Source organism: Streptosporangium sp. NPDC048047 (genome assembly GCF_040653115.1).
Classification (GTDB): Bacteria; Actinomycetota; Actinomycetes; order Streptosporangiales; family Streptosporangiaceae; genus Streptosporangium.
This window is the reverse complement of sequence record NZ_JBEZNH010000009.1, coordinates 74,018-94,750: the sequence shown is the minus strand read 5'-3', so window position 1 is coordinate 94,750 and position 20,733 is coordinate 74,018. Positions and strand designations below refer to the sequence as shown.

Below are 20,733 nucleotides of genomic sequence, written 5' to 3'. Positions count from 1 at the left end.
CGAGGCGGCTCAGATCGGCGCGCCCGGTCTCACCCGACGGGTGCGCCGAACCACTTGGACAGCCGGTCGGACAGCTCCTCCTGGTCCTCGCCTACCCACGCCACGTGCCCGTCCGGTCGCAGCAGCGCCGCGGGCACGTCCGGCTCCTCACCGTCGTCGGTGACGTGGTCGACCCGGTCCGCCCACCCGGCGACCGAGAGCCGGCCGGTCCGGTCGAGCAGCAGCCCGCGGCCGCCGCGCATCAGCTCGTAGAGACGCCCCTGCTTCAGCTCCACGTCCCGCAGCCGGCGGCCGAGCAGCTCGTGCCCTTCGCCGAAGTCGTAGCGGACCCCGATCGCGGTGATCTTCTCGATCAGACGCCGGTTCACCTCCTCGAAGTCCATCAGCTCCGACAGCAGCCGGCGCAGTGCCTGCGGTCCCGGCTCGGTGGACATCAGTACGGCCTGCGCGCGGGTGTTCTCCAGCACGTCGGCGGCCACCGGGTGGCGCTCGTCGTGATAGCTGTCCAGCAGGTCCTCCGGTGCCCAGCCGTTGACCTCGGCGGCCAGTTTCCAGCCGAGGTTGAACGCGTCCTGGATGCCGAGGTTGAGCCCCTGCCCGCCCATCGGTGGGTGGACGTGCGCCGCGTCGCCGGCCAGCAGCACCCGGCCGACCCGGTAGCGCTCGGCCAGCCGGGTGGCGTCGCCGAACCGGGAGAGCCAACGCGGCGAGTGCGCGCCGAAGTCGGTGCCGGCGAAGGCCCGCAGCTGCTGCCTGAACTCCTCCAGCGTCGGCGGGACCGTACGGTCCTCGGCCACGTTCTCGGCGGGCACGACGACGCGGTACACCCCCGTGTCCCCGAGGGGGCCGGCGCCGAACCGCAGCTGCGTCTTGCGGACCTCCGCCGTGACGGCGGCGATGGTCTCCGGATCCTCGGTCAGCTCCATCTCGCCCAACAGCGTCTCGTTCTCGGAGGGCTCGCCGGGGAAGCCGACGCCGAGCAGTCTGCGCACCGTGCTGCGGCCGCCATCGCAGCCGACGAGGTAACGCGAGCGCAGCCGCGTGCCGTCGGCCAGCTCGGCGGTCACCCCGTCCTCGTCCTGGCTCAGCCCGGCCAGCTCGCAGCCGCGCCGGATCTCGACGCCGGACTCGGTGGCGTGCTCGGTCAGCAGGCGCTCGGTGACGGGCTGCGGGATGCCGAGGATGTACGAGTGCGCGGTGTCCAGCCCATCCGGCCACGCTTTGGTGATCCCGGCGAAGTAGCCGCCGATCCTGAACTGCTTGCCGTGCGCGAGGAACCGCTCCAGCAGGCCGCGCTGGTCCATCACCTCGATGCTGCGCACATGGAGACCGAGCGCGCGGACGTACTTCGCCGGTTCCGGCTCCTTCTCCACCACGACCACGCGTACGCCGTGCAGCCGCAACTCGGCGGCCAGCATCAGACCGGTCGGTCCACCGCCGGCGATGATCACATCGATCATGAAATCCCCCATTCGAAGTCGCATCTCAGCCAGTCGCTCCGCACGGTCCGGAGGTGCGTGCACTGGAGCCCCGCGACCGCGGCGTCGGTTCCACCGCCGGTTCGGCATGCCGCGTGACCCGGAGGCCGGCAGGAGCACACGTACTCGGTGGGCCCTGTTTCCGCGGGTCATGGCTTCGGACGGAGATTCTGCGGCATGACCCGGGTCTTGCCGCAAGCCCCCCGCTGGGCTATAACTTGAAAGTGGAAGGGAGTGTTCGACCTCCCTTCCTTTTTCGTTCTCGGTGACGGACGGCCCTCCTCCTTCGACGGAGCCGGTCTCGGCCCGTTCCGCTCCGCGTGCCGCAGAGGTGGGCCGTCACGCAGGGTAGAAATGGTCTTATGATCACCTGTGTCGTCGAGTACGTCATCGACCCCCGGAAGATCGACGCGTTCGAGCGTTTCGGTCGCCGCTGGATCGAGCTGGTCAACCTGCACGGCGGCACGCACCACGGCTACTTCCTGCCGTCGGAGGGCGCCAGCGACAAGGCCCTCGCCCTGTTCAGCTTCCCCAGCCTCGCCGCGTACGAGGAGTACCGGGGTCTCTTCGGCGTCCACCCCGACTTCGTCGAGGCGGACCGAATCAGGGACGAGAGCGGGTGCGTGCTCCGCTATGAACGCACCTTCATGCGACCGCTGCTCCCCGAGTGAGCTCCTGCGGCCGGGGCCGTCTCCGTCCGGAACGGCCGGTCAGTGCCTCATCCAGATCCACCCGGCGCTGTCCTCGTCGAAGGAGGAGTTCCCGCCGACCGCGGTCAACCGGCCGCTCCCGGGGACCCGGGCCATGTCGATGACCTCAGGGTCGTTGTTCTCCCAGGGCGCCTTCTCGTACATCCACGACGGGCCGTCGAAGTGGAGCAGGATGCGATGCCGTCTCGGCCGGGCCATTACAGCCATCTTCCGGTGAGATCAGACGAGCGGCGGGGCTTTCCTGATCGGCCCTCGCGAGAAACAGCCGCCTGCCAGGAGTGAAGCCGAGTACGATCCCCTGGCAAGCCTCGTTCGCGACCCACACGGGGCCGTGGATCCGCGGCGGCCGGACGGCGAGTGTCCTTCCACCTCCCTCTCGTCTCCACGTGTCCCATGGCGAGGCGCCCTGTCCGATGATGGGCCGATCGGCGATGATGACAACAGGCACAGTGATGAGAGGAGGCGCGCGACATGGACGACGTCAGGACTCGAACAGGCCTGCTGAACCAGAGCGACGCCGCTCGCTTCCTCGACATTCGGCAACGGACCTTCAACCGCTGGGCCCGAGGTTACGAGCGAGGGCGTCCGCTTCTGCACATTCTTCCTTCCGGGGGCTCGCGGCAGGCGACGGTGCCGTTCGTCGCCATGGCCGAGGCGTATGTGCTGGATGCCCTCAAACGGGCCGGCGTGAAGCCGAACAGGATCAGGCCCGCGCTTCAGCGACTTCAGCGGGAGTTCGGTCACGAGTACGTCCTGCTCGCCCCCGAGCTGGCGACGGATGGCATCGACGTGCTGTGGGACTTCTCGCGTACGAAGGCCGGTGCGGGGCTCATCGAGGCTCGGACGGGTCAGCACGTCATCAGGGAGATCGTCACCGACTACCTGGACTATGTGGTCCGCGCGGAGGACGGGTTCCCGGCGAGCCTGCGGCTGCGGAGCTGTCTTCCGTCGAACGTGGTGATCGATCCGCTCCGGGCGTTCGGGCAGCCGATGTTCGCGGAGACGCGCACGCGGGTCTCCGAGGTGGCGGCGATGATGAAGGCCGGAGAGGAGCCAGAGGTGATCGCCGATGAGCTCGGAGTCACCCTCGACGACGTCAGGACCGCCACCCGCATCCTCCTGGGCCACGCCGCCTGAGTTCTACCTCGACGAGAACAGCGTCAGTCGCAGCGTCCGTAAGCTGCTGGCCGGGCTGGGCTATCCGGTTCACACTCCCGCGGAACTGTTCGGCTCGCGTGATGAGGCGCTCGGTGCTCCCGATGAGCGCTGGTTGCCTCTGGTCGGGCAGCGAGGCTGGTTGGTGATCGCGTGTGACATCCGTATCTTTGAGCGCCCGCACGAATACGAGGCGTATCTCAGGGCCAGGGTCGCGGTATTCCTTCTGCCCGGCGAGTCGAGGATCGAGGAGCGTAAGGAGTTGATCGCCCGCAATCTGTCAGGAATGTGTAGTGAAGCCAGCCAGCGGCGCTCCGGCGTATGGCGGCTGACCGTGAATGGGCTGGTCCCTTACGCGGCTCCAGCCGCGAAGAGGAAGCGAGCGCAGCGCTCGAAGAACATCGGATGCGCTCCATACAGCGACATGATCGTCATGGCGGTCGAAAAGGTTCAGCCGCCGGAACGCTGCTCTTCCTCGCCGCACACCGGGGGACTCCGGTCTGACGGGTCGTCAGTGCCGCAGAGCTGAGGGCGGGACCTTCTCCGGGACGGAACGGAGCTCGTCCTCGAGCGCTTCGAGGAGCGCCCTGGCCGCCTGGCGGAGCCGTACCCGGCGGGCGGTGAGGTCCTCGGCGAACCGCCGGGCCGCCGGCCCCACCCACACGGGCTGCCCGGTGAACTGACCGTGCGCCGGATCGAGCGCCGCCTCCAGGATGGCGACCCGCGCCCTGACCTCGGTCAGCGCCTGCTCCAGCACCTGGCGCCGCGGGTTGGGCACCAGATCCCCGGTTTGAGGATTCATACATCCCCTTTGTGGATCGTGGACACGGCGGCGGCCTCATTGGACATTATTGGATCTACGGCACATCGGCCAGCCCCGGAGGAATCAATGGCGTTTTCTGTACGGCGCGGCGTCGTGGTGTGCGCGGTGACGGTGCTGGTGACGGTTTCGGGGTGCGGGGAGAGCGGGCCTACGGCGGCGGAGGCGGGGGAGACGCTCAAGGAGCACATCACGGAACTGATGCAGAAGGGTCAGGTTCTGGATGTCCGTATAACCGACGCCGGTGGGCGCGATATCCCCTGTGGCGAAGGGAAAGCGAAGCGAACTTTCGCTGTCGCAGGAAGGGATCCCGCGTCCGAACGCAAGCCGGATAGCCTCAACACCATGTTGGTGGGGGCACTTTCGGGAGTCGCGTCGTATCGCATCGTCGATGACCGTGGGAACGCCCCCATTCGGCTCGCCAATGACGAGTACAAGACCGTAATAATCCTGGAGTCGCCGTCCAACGGGAAGTACGCGGTCAAAGGAGAGACGGAGTGTCTGCCGACCTCATGAGCTAGCTGTCGAACATCAGGCCGCGTTCTCGTCCCCGCTTGTTACCGCCATCAAACGAATTCGCCATGTTGCCGGACAACCTCCCAACAGCAGTCCTGTCCTCGCTGCCCATCCCGTTGACAACGGCCCACTTCTCGAACGCCTCCAGCCCCTTGTTCCCCTGCTTCATCAGGTCCTCGAACGGTCTCAGTTCCCCGTCCCTGTCCGCGATCGCCACCCCCGGCGGGCACTGCGCCTGGTACTCGCCCGGTGTCACCTTCGGTGTGAAGCCGTTCGCCATCAGGATCTGCGCGTAGGTGTGCTGGCGGCCGAGGGTGTCGATGGCGTCCTGCTTGTCGGCCTTCTCGACCCGGGTCTCGTCGTCGCCGCCGAAGGCGCCGTCGGCGGCGAACGTGGTGCTCAGGGCCAGCCAGGCGAAGTCGGCGGTCAGGGTGGGCGCGGCGAAGATGCTCGTCGTCCCGATGGCGGTGTCGCGGATGAACCCCACCAGGTCGTCCCGCTGCTTGTCGATCGTGTCGAGGTCGCCCTGGACCTTCTCGACGGCCGCCAGTTCGAAGCCGCGCACGTTGCCCAGGGCGGTGAACACCCGGTCCAGATGCTCGACGTCCCCGGTCTTCCGGGTCTTCGCCGAGGCGTCGGCGATCACCTTCTGGGAGAACCGTCCCATGCCCTCGTCGAACGGTTTGAGGTTCTCCGGGGAGTCGGCGAAGAGCTTGAGGAAGCGGTAGGTGTCCTTCGGGCTCAGTGTGAAGGCGGACTTCAGGCCGAAGGCCGAGGTCGAGGGCTTCAGCGCGCTGGGCTCCGCCATGTTCGCGTCGCCGATGTTCGCGCCCTCGGTGATCTCGGTGGGGTACGCGCCGGCGATCTCGGCCAGGTGGACGCGGGCTCCGTCACCGAGCTTGAGATCGTCGAGCATCGTCATCACGGTGTAGGCGAACGCCGCCGACTCCTGGCTGTGCCTGCCGTCCTCCTCGTCGTAGGCGCCCGAGGCGGCGGCCAGCATGCGTCCGAAGGCGTCGGCTCTGTCCTCTCCACCGGCGTACAGGCCGCCGGCGCGCTCGTTCAGCGACTTCAGGAACGTCTTGAGCTTCGTCTGATCCTTTCCGTACGGCCCGGTCACCGCCGCGACGGCCTGCCGCGCCGCGGCCGGGTTGTTGCCCAGGGCGTAGAGGAACCCGGTGTTGATCTTCTTGGGGTCGGCGAAGCCGTGGTTCAGCACCACGTCCCGGAGCCACTCGGCGGGAAACTTCCCCGCGCTCAGTATCAGGCCCGCTCCGGCTCCGGCGGCGGTGCTGCGGATCTCCTCTTTGATCTTCGCGAAGCCCGGGACGCGTGATCCTCCGGTGACCGCGGTGCCGAACGCCTGGCTCACCGCCCGGAGCACCTCGTCGTCGGGGCGGGGAGGGCCGGCGGACGCCTGGAAGTCGGCGGTGTCCAGGTTCTGCCGCAGCAGGGCGGGCAGCCGTACGGTGCCCTCCGTGCCGAGAGCGGCGAAGAACGCGGCGGTGTAGTCGGCGTCGTCCTTGTGGTCGGCCAGTTCCTTGACGGCCTTCATGTACGCGTCGGAGGAGGGGTTGCCGAACGAGAAGAAGCTTCGCGGCTCGATGGCCAGGAAGCGCTTGCCCAGCGCCGCGCCCTGCTTCTGTGCCTCCGCGGGGGAGAGGATCCTCCCCTCGTCGTAGCCGACCAGTTTGGAGCCGGGCGTCCGCGCGCCGGGCAGCCAGGGGGCGAAGGCGTCGCTCGCCTTGATGGTCTCGTTGCGCTTGCGCAGCTTCGGCAGTTCGTCGTCGATCCAGCCGCCGATCTCCCGGATCGGCTGGAGGCCGGCGGCGGGTACCTGCGCCGTGGCGAGGAGCTGGCGGATCCGTTCGGACTGCTCGCCGATGACGTCCCGGCCGCGTTCCAGCGCGGTGACAAAGCCCCCCATCAGCTCGGGGTCGATTCCGGTGAAGTCCGGTGACAGGGGCCCCGTTCCGGACGCCATCGGCCCTCCTGCTCATCCCTTTATTTCGGATTTTTCACCTTAACTCGATAAAGGTGGGCTGAGGGTGAATGATGCAAACTCACCGCCCGCCGGGCGGCTTCCTTTCCCGAATCGCCCCGTCGCGAGTCGCGAGAGAGCACCCTGGGGAGCGGGGTCGAACACCATCCGTGAATGATGACCATGGGGATCGGACATGAGGTTCCGTCGCTACAGACGACCGTCGGTGCTCGTATCGTCGCCGGGGCGTTCCCCCGCGCGGTGGATCGTGGTCCTGCTCGGTCTGGGGGTGGTCGTGGCGGCGCTCGCCGCGGCCGGCGGGCCGTACCGGCAGACCCGGGCGTTCCGCGAGGTCGTGGCGTGCGAGGAGAGGGGCGGCGCCTGTTTCGCCAGGGAGCCGGTCTCCATCGTCGGCCGGCGCACCTACACCACGACGACGACGCACACCAACGGCGACGGCACCACGAGCACGGACACGACCACCCACTTCGAGGTCACCTGGCAGCGGGCCGGAGGCTCCCGGCAGAGCCGCGACGTGTCGCCGGGCCTCTACGAGAAGGCGAAGGAGGGACAGCCGGCCACGCTGCGTCTCTGGCGCGGGGAGGTCGTCGGCGTGGACGCGTCGGGCGAGACGGCGCGGTTCGCGCCGGAGGCGAGCGGAACGCTCGGCAACTGGCTGATCCTGGCCTTCCTCGGTCTCGGGATCCTGCTGTGGGGGCTGCTGTTCGGCTGGTGGGACGGGTTCTTCATGCTCTTCTGGCGCGCCTTCGTCTGGACGTTCATGAGCATCGTGCCGGTGCAGATGGCGACGGGCGTCCTGGCCTACGGCATGGACACCGGCGCCGCCTTGGTCGTCGACATCGTGGTGTGCGCCCTCTTCGTCGGCATTCCCGCCTGGATGCTGCTCGGTTCCTTTGACAGATGGTGATACGTCGATGCACGGCGGCAGGACGCAACAAAGCGTCGCGAGGTCACAACATTCGCCCGTGACGGCGGGCACGGCCGCCGCGCGAGTCTGGCCGTATGTTCACCGAGATACCTCTTCGACGGCTGGTCGCCCTGATCGCGAGCGGCTGTCTCACCGCCACGACGTGCGCCACGCAAACCGCCACCGCACAGGCCGCCATCGCACAAACCGCTACCGCACAGGCCGCCACCCGGGTCGCCGGCACCCAGGTCGGCACCGTACAGGCCCGTGCCGTGCGGACCGGACGGCGGTCGTCGGTCGTCCGGCTGGACTCGGGCCGGATCAGAGGCCTGGACGACGGCACGGTCAGGACGTACGCGGGAATCCCGTTCGCGCGGCCGCCCGTGGGCGCGCTGCGCTGGAAGGACCCGGTGCGCGTCGCCCCCTGGAAGGGCGTCGCCGACGCGACCAGGCCCGGCGCGCAGTGCCCGCAGACGGCGTCGGGAAAACGGACCGGCGCCGAGGACTGCCTCTACCTCAATGTCACCGTGCCCTCCCGGCCCTCGCGCGGACCGAGGCCGGTGATGGTGTGGCTGCACGGCGGCGGCTACATCACCGGCGGCGGTGACCTGTACGGCGCCCGCCGTCTGGCGGACCGGGGCGACGTCATCGTCGTGACGCCCAACTACCGGCTCGGCGCGTTCGGCTACCTGTCGCTGCCGAAGCTGGCCGGGTCGGGAACGTTCGGGCTGGCCGACCAGGTCGAGGCCCTGCGCTGGGTGCGTCGCAACGCCGCCGCCTTCGGCGGCGACCGGGACGACGTGACGCTGTCCGGGCAGTCGGCCGGCGGGATGAGCACGTGCGCGCTGCTCACCTCGCCCGCCCTGCATGGACTGGCCGGCAAGGCGATCATCCAGTCGGGGTCGTGCATGCTGGACTGGGTGAGCGGCACCTACGTGCCGATCCCCGGCATTCCGCCGATCCGGCCGTACAGCTCGCTGAAGGACAGCGAGGGCACCGGGCTGGCCGCGGCCGAGCAGCTCGGCTGTCCCGAGGGGAAGGAGCTGGCGTGCCTGCGGGCCAAGCCGGTCTCCGAGCTGATGAAGGTCAACGACAGCTTCGCCAGCAACCTCGCGTACGGCACGCCGCTGCTGCCCCTCGACCCGGCCAGGGCGCTGCGCGAGGGCCGGTTCGCCCGGATCCCGGTGATGTCCGGTGGCAACCGGAACGAGGCGAGCGGTTTCGTCGCCGGCGTCGCGCGGGCCGGATACCCGGTGACGGCCGAGAGCTACCCGAAGCTGATCGAGGAGGCGTTCGGGGAGCACGCGGACGCCGTCGCGCGCGAGTACCCGCTGTCGGAGTACGCTTCGCCCGGTCAGGCGTGGGCGGCGCTCAGCACCGACCGTGCCTGGTCCTGCCCGACTCTGGCGGGCGACCGGGCGATGGCCGCGGGGACCACCGTGTACGCCTACGAGTTCGCCGACGAGCACGCGCCCGACATCGGTGGCGCGACGGCGGACTTCCCGTTGGGAGCCCAGCACGCGAGTGAGCTGCCGTACCTGTTCGACCTGGGCGGGCGGCCGTGGAGCAGCCTGACGGCCGAGCAGTGGCGGCTGGCGGAGCGGATGATCGACTACTGGACGTCGTTCGCCCGTACCGGCAGACCGCGGGCCGTGGGGGCGCCCGCCTGGCCGGCCTTCACCGGGCGCGGCGGGTCCGTCCTGAGCCTGAGGCCGGACAGCCAGGGCGGCATCGGGCCCGCCCGCTACAGCGAGGAGCACCGCTGCGGCTTCTGGGACGGTCTGGGCGGCTGAGCAGGCGGGCTGTGCCAGACTATGCAGGCGTGATCAGGGTGCTGCTCGCCGACGACGATCCGATGGTCCGCCGCCATCTGCGCACGATCCTGGGCTCCGGTACGGAGATCGAGGTCGTGGGCGAGGCTCGCGACGGGGCGGAGGCGGTCGAGGAGGTCCTGCGTAACCGGCCGGACGTCGTGCTGATGGACCTGCGGATGCCGGGTGTGGACGGCATCGCCGCCACGAGGGAGATCGCGACCCTGGCCGCGCCGCCCGCGGTCATCGTGCTCACCACGTTCGACTCCGACGAGCACGTGCTCGGCGCGCTGGAGGCGGGGGCCGCGGGCTTCCTGGTGAAGACCACCCCCGCCGAGGACCTGCTCAGCCTGGTCAGGGTCGCCGCCGACGGGCACGTGGTGATGTCGCCGAGCGCGGCGCGCCGGCTGCTCGCCCAGTCCTCCCGGGGCGACACGCGGCGCGAGGCGGCGAAGGCGCGGGTCGCGAAACTGGCCGAGCGCGAGCGCGAGGTACTCGCCTGCCTCGGGGAAGGGCTCACCAACCCCGAGATCGCGCGGCGGCTCTTCCTGTCGGAGGCGACCGTGCGCAGCTACGTCTCCCGCCTGCTGGTCAAGCTCGACCTGACCCACCGTACGCAGGCCGCCCTGCTCGCCCACCAGGCCGGGCTCCTCGACGGACCCGGCGGACCCTGAGGTTCCGACGTGCGACTCCCCGGTTTCCCGCGTTTCCCGTCCTCCGAGAGGGCGGAGCTGGACGGCCGCGATCGGCGGGTGACGCTGCTGACCGCCGCGGGCGTGGCCGTCTCGTGCGCCGCGGTCCAGGTCATCGTGTTCGTCAACGGCGGCTCGCTCCCGGAGCTGGCCCTGAACCTGCTGCTCGACGCCTGCCTGCCGCTGGTCGTCCGTTTCCCGCGCGGCGTCGGGGCGCTGGCGGTGGCGGTCACGGCGGTGCTCGTGCCGGCCACCGGCTCGGCGGCGCCGGTGGCCGCCCCGCTCGTGGTGTCGTTCCTGGTCTACGTGCTGCCCTGGCGGCAGGCGTTCGCCTTCGCCGCCGTCCTGGCGATCCCCGCGATCCCCGTCTGGGCGCCCACCTGGTCCCGCCTGTACGTCGCGCTGTCGGCCACCGCCCTGCCCGCCCTCGTCGCCCTGTACCTGCGGGCCAGAGGCGAGCTGCTGCGTGCGTTGCGCCGCCGCGCCGAGCTGGCCGACGCCGAGCGCCGCCTGCTCGCCGAACGCGCCGAGACCGCCGAGCGCCGGCGGCTGGCCGCCGAGCTGCACGACATCGTCACCCACCACGTCACCGAGATCGTCCTGCACGCCGACGCCCTGCGCGTCACCACCCGGGACGCCGACGTCCGCGATGCCGCCGAGCACATCCGGCGGGCCGGCACGCGTACCCTCACCGAGCTGCGTGACCTCATGCGCGTGGTCACGACGGGGGTGAGGCCCGTGCCGGTCGCGCGTCCCGACGACGACACCGGCGGTGACCTGGCGGCTCTGGCGGCGGCCGACGGGGCGGAGCTGAAGGTGCGGGGCGACCCCGGGACGGTGCCGGCGGTGGTGGCGCGCGCGGTGTACCGGGTCGTGCAGGAGTCGCTCACCAACGCCCGCAAGCACGCCCCCGGCGCGCCGGTCACCGTCGCCGTGACCTACCAGGGCGGGTGGGTCGAGGTCGAGGTGCGCAACGCCCGCTCCCCGCACGGCCCCGACCCCGCGCTGGCCGGGTCGGGCTCGGGGATGGGGCTGATCGGACTCGAACGCCGGGTGACCCTGCTCGGCGGCGCCTTCGGCGCCGGACCGGACGACGCGGGCGGCTTCACGGTCACCGCAGCCATCCCCGGCACCCCTCGGCACGCCACTCCTCAGAGCGGCACCCCCCGCGGCGACGGCACCCCCGGCGTTCCCGGCGCCTCCTCCTGACCGCGGCCGGAGACGGATCCGCCGCCGGTCCGCGACCACGTGCCATACCTGGAAACGAGACGCACGAAAGAGCGAAGGTCTCCCGATCACCGCTTGGCGGACGCCAGGGCGCGATCTTGATCGCTGTCGGCGCAACCTCTTCAATTGGGGAGGACGTACGGCCGTGTTCCACCGGAGGGGGAGACGATGCTGAGATTCCAGGTTCTCGGTTCGTTGCGGGTGCTCGCCGGTCAGAAGGTGATCCCCGTCAACGCGCCCAAGCAGCGCACGCTGCTCGCTCTCCTGCTCAGCAGGTCGAACCAGGTGGTCTCGGCCGACCGGCTGATCGACGAGTTGTGGGGCGAAAGGCCGCCGGCCTCCGCCCGGCAGACCCTGCAGTCGCTCGTCTCGCGGCTCAGATGTTCGCTGGCCGAGCCGAGAGCGCTGGTGGGCCGGCCGGCCGGATACGAGCTGAGGCTGGCCGACCCCGCGGCGCTCGACATGCGGGTCTTCGACGACGCGGTGACCCGCGTCCGCGCGGGGACCGGCGAGGACCTCGCGGAGCGGGTGGAACGGGCGCTGGGTCTGTGGCGCGGCCCCGCATTCGACGACGTCCCGGCGACGCCGATCATCTCGGCGGAGGCCACCCGGCTGGAGGAGGCACGACTGCAACTGCGGGAGCTACGCGCCGATCTCCGGCTCGCCGCCGGCGCCTACGAGGAGGTCGTCACCGGCCACCGTGCCCTGCTGGCCGAGCAGCCGCTGCGTGAGCGCCTGTGGGAGCAGCTCATGCTCGCCCTGTACCGCGGCGGACGCCGTAGTGAGGCGTTGAAGGCGTACGCGCAGATCAGCGGCCTGCTGGACGTCGAGATCGGCGTCGGGCCCGGCGTCGGGCTGCGACGGCTGCACGCTCACATCCTGACCGGCGACGCGCCGGGGCAGGAGGGGGACCTGGAGCCCGAGGCAGTCCGCGGACCCGTACCCGAGGCCGTTCGAGAGCCCGTACCCGAGGCCGTCCGCGGACCCGTGCCTGAGGCCGTCCGTGAGGCCGTCCGTGAGCCCGTCGCCGTCCTGCCCGGCCAGTTGCCGCCGGACCCGGTCTGCTTCGTGGGCAGGCAGGAACGGCTCGCGGCGGCGCACGAGGCGCTGCGGTTGTCCGGGAGCCGTGACAGAACCGCGACGGTCGTCGTCTCCGGCATGGCGGGGATCGGGAAGACGGCCTTCGCGCTGCGCCTGGCACACAGCCTGCGCCGCGGCTTTCCCGACGGGCAGCTCTTCGTGGACCTGCACGCCGCCGGGTCCGCGCCCCTCGAACCGGAGGAGGTGCTGTTACGTTTCCTGCGCTCGGTGGGCGTCTCCGAGCAGGACATCCCGGCCGGGGCCGAGGAACGCGCGGCGATGTACCGCAGTGTGCTGGCAGGACGCCGCATGCTGGTGGTGCTCGACAACGCCGCCGCCGAGCCGCAGGTGGAGCCGCTGTTGCCGGGCGGCCACGCCTGCGCGGTGCTGGTGACCAGCCGCAGAAGGCTGTCGGGGCTGGTGGGCGCGCACCACGTTGAGCTGGGCCTGCTCACCGAGGAGGAGTCGGTCGAGTTGCTGACCTCCGCCGTCGAGCTGGAACGTACGGCTGAGACATGGCGGGCCGTACGCCGGCTCGCCGCCTTGTGCGGCCACCATCCGCTGTCGCTGCGCATCTGCGCGACCCGGTTGTCGGCCAAGCCCCACTGGACCGCCGCCACCCTGGCCGACCGGCTGGCCGACGAGCGCAACAGGCTCGCCGAGCTGGAGTACCGTTCCACCGACGTGCGCGCCAGCTTCAACCTGAGCTACCAGGCGCTTCCGCCGGGTACCCGCCGGCTGTTCCGCCTGCTGGGGCTGTTGCGGATGTCCGACTTCGCCGCCTGGCTGGCCGCTCCGTTGCTGGACGTGCCCGTGCGCGAGGCCGAGGAGCACGTCGAACTGCTCGTGGAGAACCAGCTTCTGCAGGTCGCGGGCCGCGACAGGATGGGCGCCCTGCGCTACCGCTTCCACGACCTGATCCACCTCTACAGCAGGGAGCTGGCCGCCTCCCAGATCGCGCCGGGGGAGCGTGCGGCGGCCCTGTCGCGGGTGCTGGGCGCGTGGCTGGCGTTGGCCGACCGCGCCCACGAGGCCGCCTACGGGGCGAACTTCCTGCTCAACCACGGTGAGTTCCCCCGCCGGCCGTTGGAGCCCGCCTACTGCGATCGGCTGCTGGCCGACCCCTGGGCCTGGTGGGGGGCCGAGCGCGGCAACCTCGTCGCCGTCATCACACAGGCGGCGGACGAGGGTTTCCACGAGGCGTGCTGGGATCTGGCCGTCACCGGGACGACGCTGTTCGGCACCTACGGCCACCTGGACGACTGGCAGCTCACCCACGAGGCCGCCCTGGCGGCCACGAGGGACGGGGGGAACCGCCGCGGCGCGGCCATCGTGCTCAGCCACCTGGGCGCGTTGCGCATCTACCAGCGGCGTTACGAGGACGCGCTCTCCTGCCTGTCGGAGGCCATGGCGGAGCTGACCGAGCTGGGAGACGGGCGGGCGCAGGCGCTGTGCCGTATCGGCATGGGCATCGCGGAACGCGGGCGCGGAGACCTTCCCACGACGCTGCGGCACTTCCGTGCCGCCTGTGACCTGATCAGCGGCACCGGTGACCATCTGGCGGAGGCGCACGTGCTGCTGCAGACCGGGCAGACCCAGCTCATGCTGGGCGCGACGGCCCAGGCGGCCAAGGTCCTGCGGTGGGCCCTGGACATCGCCGGCCGGGTCGGCAGCGGGCCGGTCGAGGGCTACGTGCACTACTGGCTGGGCATGGCGCAGCTGCACGCGTGCGACCACGCGGCGGCCACCTGGTCGCTCTCCGCCTCGGCCGGTCTGCTGGCGCCCACCGGGGACGTGCGCGCCGAGGTGTCGGCGCTGCAGGGGCTGGCCCGCGGCCACCTGATGGTGGGCGAGCGGGACAAGGCGCGTCACGCGCTGCGCCGGGCCGCCGCCAGGGCGCGGGAGATACCCCACAGCGGCCGGGCCGCCCGCACCCTCGCGGAGATCGCCGCGCAGCTGTCCGCGCACGGCGACCACGGCCACGCCGCCGAGGTGGCGCGCTGGGCGGTCGACCGGCGCCGGGCCGTCGGCGACGGCGCGCCGGAGACGGGCCTCCCGGCGCGCCACGCCGGTGATTCGGACGGTCATTCGCACAGGTGGGCACTCCCCGGGTTGGCGCCCGCGCCGGCGGGCGCCGACAGGCCCCAGGGGTTGCCGACCTGACCGGAGCCGGTGCAGTCGCCGTACGGGCTGTCCAGCAGGCCGCCGGTGCGCGGCAGCCGGCTGAACATCCTGAAGTCCCCCCGCATGACCGGCGAGCGGCTCCCCGACCGGTTTCCGTCCAGGTCGATGGCCTGGCCGTTGTGGTAGAGGTACTGGTCGGGCATGAAGCTGGAGCGCAGCACCGGGGCGCCGCCGTTCCGCCGCACGCTGCCGTCCGCGCAGACCTTGAAATCGAGCTGCTGCCAGATCGGCGGTGCGTTGTTGAAGATCGACCCGTCCAGCCTGGTGACCCCGCCGTCGGCGAAGAAGGCGTTGTTGATCTCGATGACCACCTGGGCGACCTCACCCGGGAGACGCGTGTCGGTGGACACCCTGACCTGCCAGGTGGCGGCTTCGAGGGAGGGGTTCGACATGCCCAGCATCGGGCGGTAGCCGATCATGCCGCCCGAGACCGACTCGGCCGCCACGCAGGTGCCGCCGTCCACGAGCGTGGCCGCCTTGCGCACGGGTAGCAGGGCCCGTCCCGGCAGGACGCCGGTGGCGTTGGGGCGGGCGGTCCTGATCCTTCCGTCGTGCTCGTTGAGGTCCGCGGTGCTGTAGGCCAGGTCGGGAGGGCTGATCCCGTAGTCGTCCTCCAACGCCCGGATGGTGTTCATCACGAACCGCGGCAGGACCGTGTTACCGGTGCGGTCGTCGTAGTCGGCGTACTGGCTGCCGTCCACGATCAGGCCGTCGCCGGTCCTGACGAAGGAGACGGTGGCCTTCGCCCTGGTCTTGTAGCTGTCGTCCTCCGTGTCGAACCAGGACGGCTTGGACGGACCGGTGGGCCGGTCGTCGTAGGGGTTGGAGAAGTGGATCCAGTTCGTGATGCCCTTGCCCGGCGGATGCTGGTCCGGGGACGTACCCGCCTCTCTGACCTGCTGGTTCCACTCCTGCATGGCCGCCTTGATCTTCGGCATGGCGCAGCCGCGCTCGGGTCCCGAGGTGCAGGTGGGCAGCGCCGCCACGTCGCCCGAGATCTTCAGCCCCCAGTCGTGGAGCGCGTCGCGGTTCTTGAGCGGCGTGTTCATCATCCAGGTGCTGAGGGTGTCGCTGTCGATGTCCTGGTCCTCGTCGAACAACGCGACGGCCTCGACGGTGTGCTCGGCGTAGGTGCCCTGGACGGGCCGGACGGCGACGGCGTCGAAGACGACGGTCTCGTCCCCGCTCGCGTCGTCGACCTTCGTGCTCAGCCTGATCCTGGGCACGCCGTCGAACATGAACGCGCCGAGCGATTTCCACTGGTTGCCGCCCACGCGCTGGGAGACGGTGCGTTTTCGCACGCCCTGCGCGGTCTCGATCTCGTACGTGGCCTCATGGGTGTAGCCGTAGTGGTCCGGCAGGTGGACGAGGATCTGCGCGGGCTGGCTGATCGACCTGCCGAGCGTCCAGGTGCCCTCGACCGCCATCGACGGGCGTCCCGGGTCCCGGGTGTGGCCGAAGTAGTAGTGGCCCGCGTAACCGCCGTCGATCTGGTGCAGGTCGATCTTCGACGGGTACATGCCCCGGCCGTCCTGGGCGAAGGTGAGGCCGAACGTGCCCTGGCTTCCTCCCGTGGTGCCGCAGCGGGGCGTCGGTGTGCCGCCGGGCAGGTCGTCGATCACCAGGGAGCCGGGCGGCAGCCCGCCCGTGCCGCACGCGGGCGGGTAGGCGGCGCCGTTGCCCTGGTAGGGATAGCCGGGGTCGAAGCGCAGAACCTCGTTTCCGCAGCTGTAGCCGCAGTCGCTCTTCCAGGTCGCGGGCTGGTGGAACCAGCAGCGCAGGTCGCCCCGGCCGCACGGTCCGGCGGGCTCGCCGAGGTCGTTGGGGAACCTCTCGCCCGGGTGGCACTCGTTGGAGTCGTTGCAGAACAGCGTGAGCGGCGGCTTGACGTTGCGCCGGTTCACGATGGAGCCGGTGTCGGTGCCGTTCCACCAGGCGGGCCGGAAACCCACCACGTACGTGCCGGGTGACTCCAGCGCTTCGAGGGGGTGGCCGGCCCAGCCCAGCACCTTCTCGGGGTAGGGCCACTGCTGCGGCACCTTGGCGTCGGAGTAACCGGACTCCAGGAAGGGCGCGCGGTCGGCGGGATAGCGGGGGTTGATCGGGTTGTTGGCCCAGCCGACGCCCCAGAAGCCGCCGCCCGTGTCGGGGTAGAAACCGCTGTTGTAGGCCCACAGGGCGAAGAACCAGTTCTCCAGCTTCGCCGGATCACCGTTGTTGATCTTCATGCCGTTGTTCATGGTGGCGTTCCACTTGTCCTCCAGGATGCGAACGCCCGCGGCGATGTTGACGTTGAAGTCCAGCGCGACCGCCCGCTGCACGCGGTACGGCAGCGCCGTCTCGTGCTCCTTCTCCCGGCCGGCCAGGCGCATCCCGTCGGTCACCTGCGTGACGCCGTAACCGCAGTCCGCCTCGCTCCACCACACGTCCCAGTCGTCGGAGGGGGTGGCGTTGTAGATCTGCAGCCCGTAGAAGTTGCCGATGAGCGGGTTGCCGCTCTCCCCGGGCACCACCAGGCGGCTGGCCTGCCACATGTTGGACTCCTGCGCGGTCACGCCCAGCATCACCTGGGCCGGGATGAAACCGCCGGTGACCAGCCCGTGCCTGGGGAACAGCGTCTGCGGCGAGCCCATGCCGTGGTCGTCCAGCAGCGCGCCGCGCACGGCCTGGTCGACGGCCCATTCGACCTGGCGCGGCTTGGGCTGCAACGCCTGGCTGGCCGGGTCGTTGCGGGGCACCGAGCAGCTCCGCTCGGCCTCCACCGGATCGTGGGGAGACCCGGCGGCGTCCGCCGTGAGCGATGTGCCGGTGTCCGGCGCGAGGGCGGGACTGAGCGCGCGGCCCGAGCCGGCCTCGGCGCTCATCGCGCGATCGGTGGCGGCGGTGAGGTCCAGGTTCCGGCCGGTGGCGGTGACCCGCATCGAGACGTTCACCGGGCGGGCCGCCGCCGGCGCGGCCACGGGGGCGCGGGGATCGGCGGCGCCCGCCCAGTCCACGGCGGTCAGCGCGGCCCTGCCGTACGTGCTGGGCTGCGCGTTCGCGGGTACGGCGAGCCTGGTCACCGTGGGGGGCAGGGGAGCGGCGCCGGTGAGCTCTCCGGTCAGGAACACCCGGCCGCCGGCGCCGGAGGCGATGCCGACGGAGCCCAACCGGCCCCTGCCCAGGTCCTTCACCTCCGACGCCCTGAGCGGGCGCGGCCGGCTCGGGATCGCGGCGTGGCGGACGACGGCCTCGTCCGCGGTGTGGTCCATGAACACCACGCCGCCGCCGGCGTCGGCCCGGAGCCGCATGGGCACGTCGCGCGTCCGCAGCAGCGGCACCCGTTCGCCGCCGTCGCGTACCAGGACCAGCCGCCTGCCGTCGGCCGCCACCACCCCGCCCTCGACCGGGACGGGCGAGGTCACCTGGCCCTTCAGTTCGATCGCCGCGCCGACACGGCCGGCGGCGGCGTCGACGCGCAGCAGCCGGGTCCTGCCGCGGGTGGCCGTCTGCTCCTCCACGCCCTCCTGGGCGAGCACGGCGCTCTCCCCGGCTCCGCAGCCGGGATTGAAGTAGGCCAGCGAGGCCCGCACGGCCAGCTTGCGGACCGCCCCGGTCTCCAGGTCGACCACGGCGGTGAAGCCGCCGCGCGCCGACAGGCCCTCCTTGTTGGTGAACGTCCTGGGCGCGTAGACCACGACGATCCTGCGCCCCGATCCGGTCAGGCAGGCGTTGCCGATCCACTGATCGGCCTCGAAGCCCGGTTCCGATAGCGTGGCCACGGTTCGCCAGGCGTAGCCCTCCCTCTCCCCGGCGACCAGGACGTGGAGGCCGTCACCGTCGCCGGAGGTCGTCCAGGCCAGGTCCGCCGACCGCCGCCAGCCGCCGCCCAGCAGCGCGTCCCGCCGGTCCTCCGCCAGCGCGGCCGGCCGGTCCGCGGGACGTGCGGGCGCGGCCAGGTCCTGCTGGGCGGCCGGCGGCGCGGGCTGAGGAGCGGCCTTCGCCGGAGGGATCGCAGACAACGACATGACCAATCCCGCGGCCAGCGCGAAAGCGCTAGCGCGACGCCGTGAAATCAACAACCCACTCCTCCGGGAATGCATTTGACGGGTTTTTCGTGGAATGCACCAGGGTGAAGACTAGACCCCCTCCTTGCGCGCGGCTTGCGTGAGGCTTGCGCCGCGCATGCGCGCGTTTTCGGACGGATTCCCGACGGCTTCGAAAGGGCAGCCGTCTGCGATGACGGTCCGAATGAAGACCCGCTGTCACCGATGCGCTACGGATCCGGCATTGTGGCGCCCGTTCGCGCTCGTTTACGCTCCGCCCGACTCCCGAGGCCGACCAGGCGAAGGGTGGATCACGTCCACGCCGGCCCGAAAAGAAATCGCCGGCCGAATCCCTTGCACCGCCCACTCAGAAAGGAGGACGCACAGGATGGGACACTCTCGTCCTGCCGTCCGCACGGCCACGCGGGGCGCGACGGTGCTCGTCGCCGCGGCCCTGGCCGCAGGGCTCTTCCCAGGCGTCGCGCACGCGGACGGCACGTACCGGTGGCAGAACCAGTTCACCCGCCAATACCTGGACGTCTACAAGAAGTCGAAGGCCAACGGCGGCATCGTGGTCTCCTGGCCGTCCACCGGTTCCAAGAGCCAGCTGTGGAAGGAGACCAAGAGCAGCGCCGGTTACTACCGGGTGCGCAACGTGAACAGCGGAAAGTCGATGGACCGCTGGAACCGGCGTTTCTCCCCCAGCTACAACGGCGCCGCATGCGACGTGACGCAGTGGAGCTGGTGGGGAGGAAACCAGCAGCACTGGAAGAGACGCAGCGTCTGGAGTAAAGGATACAATCGCCGCTTCTTCATCTGGTACAACTGGCAGGGCTGCCTGAACGACAGGTGGCACGACACCCTGGGCGTTCTCAACCCCTTCAAATACTCCAACATCATCCTCTACAGCCGGAGCTACTGCACCGAGGGCAAATGGATAGGCAAGGGTGAATGCTACTGGAGGAAGAACGGAAAATGAGAAAGCACACTCCCGCCCTGCTGGCCGCCGGGGCCGTTCTCGCCGTCACCGCGGGCGTCGCCGCCGCAGTCAACGTCACGCCGGCCGCGCAGAGCGCCATGGCCGACGCCTCCCCGGCTCCCACCCCCGGCCTGACCCTCGATCCCGACCCCCTTCCCACCACGGGCGACGTCCTGCCGACCCCCATGCCCACGGGGTCGCTCGGACCGGAGCCGTCCCCGATCCCGGAGCCCGCTCTCACCGCCGCCCCCTCGGATCCGGACCTTCCCATGCCACTCGATCCGTTCATGACGTCCATGGACGACATCCACACCATCGACCTGGCGAAGGACGCCGCGGCGGCGCGGTGCATGCGCTCGCTCGGGTTCTCCGCCTGGACCGACGGGGTCGTGCGGAACTGGAACCCCGAGGACTACATCGAGGCGGACCTGATCGAGCCCCTCGACGCGACCGCGACGGCCCGGACCGGGTACCCGCGCACCGGACCCGACCCCGCGGTGGCCGCGCAGGCGGAGCAGCCCCAGGACCAGCGCGCCGCCACGGCGGAGGAGATGGAGGCCTACGACGGCACCCTGGACAGGACCGCCTCGGGCGCGGACATCCCCGAGGGCGGCTGCGAGGCGAGCGGCGCGACCGAGGTGCTCGACGGGGACCCGGCGCTGGCCGCCGACCCGCGCCTGATGGCCGACGACGCGAGCTTCCTGGCCCTTGAGCACAGCGCCGTCAAGCAGGCCCTGGCCGGATGGACGACGTGCATGACCGGCAAGGGCTACGGCTACGACAGCCCGATGAGCGCGCGCAACGACATCCGGTGGGCCGAACGGGCGGCCGACGTGCCCGCCACGGCGACGGAGAAGCAGGTGGCCGCCGCCGACGCCGCCTGCGCCCAGAGCACCGGCCTGCTCACGACCTACCGGGCGGCCAAACGGGCCTACGAAGAGATCATGGTGGCCGATCAGAGGCCGGCGCTGACCGAATCGATGCAGGTCTTCGACGGCTGGGTGCGGCGCGCCGAGGCGGTACTGGCGACACGGTGACGCGGTGACCCGTGGTCACGGCCCTGTCCGGCCCCCGCGTTCCCGGCGCGGGGGCCGGACAGCGCACGTCCACGGCCGAAGTGGCAAGGAGTCGAAGCCGATGCGGAGGT

16 protein-coding genes are annotated in these 20,733 nt (G+C 70.8%); 11 read left to right on the top strand and 5 right to left on the bottom strand.

All coding sequences use genetic code 11. The annotated features are described in order from the left end of the window. Window positions 1-29: 29 nt before the first annotated feature. The gene (gene rox, locus AB0D67_RS10820) at window positions 30-1,460 is read right to left on the bottom strand and encodes a rifampin monooxygenase (RefSeq protein ID WP_362932281.1); all 1,431 of its coding nucleotides are present in this window, start codon (window positions 1,458-1,460) and stop codon (window positions 30-32) included. Window positions 1,461-1,840: 380 nt separating this feature from the next. Here rox and AB0D67_RS10815 point away from each other — a divergent pair, with 380 nt between their 5' ends. After that, on the top strand, window positions 1,841-2,149 hold the full coding sequence (locus tag AB0D67_RS10815) for an NIPSNAP family protein (protein ID WP_179824508.1): 309 nt from the start codon (window positions 1,841-1,843) through the stop codon (window positions 2,147-2,149). A 39-nt stretch (window positions 2,150-2,188) separates the two neighbouring features. Here AB0D67_RS10815 and AB0D67_RS10810 read toward each other — a convergent pair whose 3' ends face one another. Next, window positions 2,189-2,386, bottom strand: a complete 198-nt coding sequence (locus AB0D67_RS10810) for a hypothetical protein (RefSeq protein ID WP_362932279.1) — start codon at window positions 2,384-2,386, stop codon at window positions 2,189-2,191. Between the two features lie 273 nt (window positions 2,387-2,659). Between AB0D67_RS10810 and AB0D67_RS10805 the strand changes: the two genes are divergently transcribed. Further along, on the top strand, window positions 2,660-3,325 hold the full coding sequence (locus AB0D67_RS10805; protein ID WP_362932277.1) for a DUF433 domain-containing protein: 666 nt from the start codon (window positions 2,660-2,662) through the stop codon (window positions 3,323-3,325). Further along, window positions 3,258-3,872: a hypothetical protein gene (locus tag AB0D67_RS10800; protein WP_362932275.1), complete on the top strand. Its 615-nt coding sequence runs from the start codon at window positions 3,258-3,260 to the stop codon at window positions 3,870-3,872. Before AB0D67_RS10805 ends, AB0D67_RS10800 begins: the two co-directional genes overlap by 68 nt. Here the strand turns inward: AB0D67_RS10800 and AB0D67_RS10795 are convergent. Continuing rightward, complete coding sequence (locus AB0D67_RS10795) at window positions 3,855-4,145, bottom strand: hypothetical protein (protein WP_362932273.1); 291 nt, start codon at window positions 4,143-4,145, stop codon at window positions 3,855-3,857. The two genes, AB0D67_RS10800 and AB0D67_RS10795, sit on opposite strands and share 18 nt — an antisense overlap. Window positions 4,146-4,271: 126 nt before the next feature. Between AB0D67_RS10795 and AB0D67_RS10790 the strand changes: the two genes are divergently transcribed. Next, complete coding sequence (locus AB0D67_RS10790; protein ID WP_362932271.1) at window positions 4,272-4,679, top strand: hypothetical protein; 408 nt, start codon at window positions 4,272-4,274, stop codon at window positions 4,677-4,679. Window position 4,680: 1 nt separating this feature from the next. Here the strand turns inward: AB0D67_RS10790 and AB0D67_RS10785 are convergent, their stop codons facing one another. Next, a complete protein-coding gene (locus AB0D67_RS10785; protein ID WP_362932269.1) occupies window positions 4,681-6,663 on the bottom strand; it encodes a DUF6571 family protein in 1,983 nt (660 codons plus the stop codon). A gap of 223 nt (window positions 6,664-6,886) precedes the next feature. On the opposite strand from AB0D67_RS10785, the gene AB0D67_RS10780 reads away from it, so the two are divergent. The 5 genes from AB0D67_RS10780 to AB0D67_RS10760 all read left to right on the top strand — a co-directional run bounded on the left by AB0D67_RS10780 (window position 6,887) and on the right by AB0D67_RS10760 (window position 14,561). Further along, window positions 6,887-7,588, top strand: coding sequence for a hypothetical protein (locus AB0D67_RS10780; protein ID WP_362932267.1), 702 nt, complete (start codon window positions 6,887-6,889; stop codon window positions 7,586-7,588). Between the two features lie 95 nt (window positions 7,589-7,683). Then, on the top strand, window positions 7,684-9,381 hold the full coding sequence (locus AB0D67_RS10775) for a carboxylesterase family protein (RefSeq protein WP_362932265.1): 1,698 nt from the start codon (window positions 7,684-7,686) through the stop codon (window positions 9,379-9,381). A gap of 29 nt (window positions 9,382-9,410) precedes the next feature. Then, window positions 9,411-10,073: a response regulator transcription factor gene (locus AB0D67_RS10770; RefSeq protein WP_362932455.1), complete on the top strand. Its 663-nt coding sequence runs from the start codon at window positions 9,411-9,413 to the stop codon at window positions 10,071-10,073. 9 nt (window positions 10,074-10,082) lie between these two features. Next, complete coding sequence (locus tag AB0D67_RS10765; protein ID WP_362932263.1) at window positions 10,083-11,300, top strand: histidine kinase; 1,218 nt, start codon at window positions 10,083-10,085, stop codon at window positions 11,298-11,300. Window positions 11,301-11,486: 186 nt separating this feature from the next. Continuing rightward, window positions 11,487-14,561, top strand: a complete 3,075-nt coding sequence (locus tag AB0D67_RS10760) for a BTAD domain-containing putative transcriptional regulator (protein WP_362932261.1) — start codon at window positions 11,487-11,489, stop codon at window positions 14,559-14,561. On the opposite strand, the gene AB0D67_RS10755 is transcribed toward AB0D67_RS10760, so the two are convergent. Beyond that, on the bottom strand, window positions 14,483-18,589 hold the full coding sequence (locus tag AB0D67_RS10755; protein WP_362932259.1) for a hypothetical protein: 4,107 nt from the start codon (window positions 18,587-18,589) through the stop codon (window positions 14,483-14,485). The genes AB0D67_RS10760 and AB0D67_RS10755 overlap by 79 nt on opposite strands. Window positions 18,590-18,995: 406 nt before the next feature. Between AB0D67_RS10755 and AB0D67_RS10750 the strand changes: the two genes are divergently transcribed. Further along, the gene (locus tag AB0D67_RS10750; protein WP_362932257.1) at window positions 18,996-19,586 is read left to right on the top strand and encodes an RICIN domain-containing protein; all 591 of its coding nucleotides are present in this window, start codon (window positions 18,996-18,998) and stop codon (window positions 19,584-19,586) included. Further along, window positions 19,583-20,623 (top strand): hypothetical protein, encoded by a 1,041-nt coding sequence (locus tag AB0D67_RS10745; protein WP_362932255.1) that lies wholly within the window; start codon window positions 19,583-19,585, stop codon window positions 20,621-20,623. Before AB0D67_RS10750 ends, AB0D67_RS10745 begins: the two co-directional genes overlap by 4 nt. Window positions 20,624-20,733 lie beyond the last annotated feature (110 nt).